The 1,037-nt window shown below is 55.2% G+C and carries 1 protein-coding gene; it reads right to left on the bottom strand.

Annotated features, from left to right (window positions below; translation table 11 throughout):
• The coding region (locus tag H5U08_RS19690) for a bile acid:sodium symporter (protein WP_297037145.1) at nucleotides 1-846 on the bottom strand (846 nt) is incomplete at its 3' end.
• Nucleotides 847-1,037 lie beyond the last annotated feature (191 nt).

Raw genomic sequence — 1,037 nt, forward strand, 5'->3', positions numbered from 1 at the left:
CAGGAGGGCCGCCATGCTGACGGGAGCCAAGCGAGGAAGCAGGACCTTCTCGAACCAGTCCTGTCCCCGATAGCTGATGAATACACGTCGCAGAATAACACCGGCAGTCAAGGGGATCACGATGAACACGACGACCGAATAAAACAGGACCTGGAATGGTACCTGGAGAGACGATGCTCCGCTGACGAGGAATCGCACAATCGGGGCAAACAGCACGAGCATGATCAGGTCATTCAGCGAGACCTGGACAAGCGTGTACGCCGGGTCACCATCGGTCAGGTAGCTCCACACAAACACCATGGCCGTGCACGGAGCGGCTGCCAAAATAATCGTTCCCGCGATGTACTGATTGGCATCGTCGGGACTCATCCAGTATCCAAACACGTAGCGAAAGAACAGCCAGGCCCAGAGGGCCATGGAAAACGGCTTCACCACCCAATTGATGAACAGTGTGATGAGCAGCCCTTTGGGACGCCGTCCCACATTCTTGATGGATGCAAAGTCCACCTTCATCATCATGGGGATGATCATGAGCCAGATGAGAACCGCGATCGGAACATTGATTTGGCTCCCTTTGGCGAATTCCCACTCACGGAAGATGTTGGTGATCTCTGGAAGGGCTTTTCCGAGTAGCACCCCCGCGATCATGCACAGGGCCACCCAAACTGTCAGATACCGCTCAAAAAGGTTGAGGCGTTTCACATCTGCCGGGCAGGTTGTGGCGATGGCGTCCGTTTTGGTGGGTCGATTCTGGGCTGATGAATCCGACGAACCGCCAAGATTATTTAAAACTTGTTCGGGCTGGTAACTCTCTTGCGAGGAAAGCGAAGAATTATCACGGTTCATCGATCGTTCCTCCTTTCAGGTGATGCGAGCTTCGCCGATTCCGGTCAAAGGAAGACTGGGCTGGTCGAGAGAACCACCCACCGGGGAAACGCCCGGTCCCCAAACAGCTACCTTTGTCGCTGCGTGTCAAAGACACGAGCGACTACGACTATGAGAGGGACGGCAGGTAACGTTGGCCCGGCTGTGCGAAA

This window comes from Thermogutta sp. (assembly GCF_014359955.1).
Taxonomy (GTDB): Bacteria; Planctomycetota; Planctomycetia; order Pirellulales; family Thermoguttaceae; genus Thermogutta.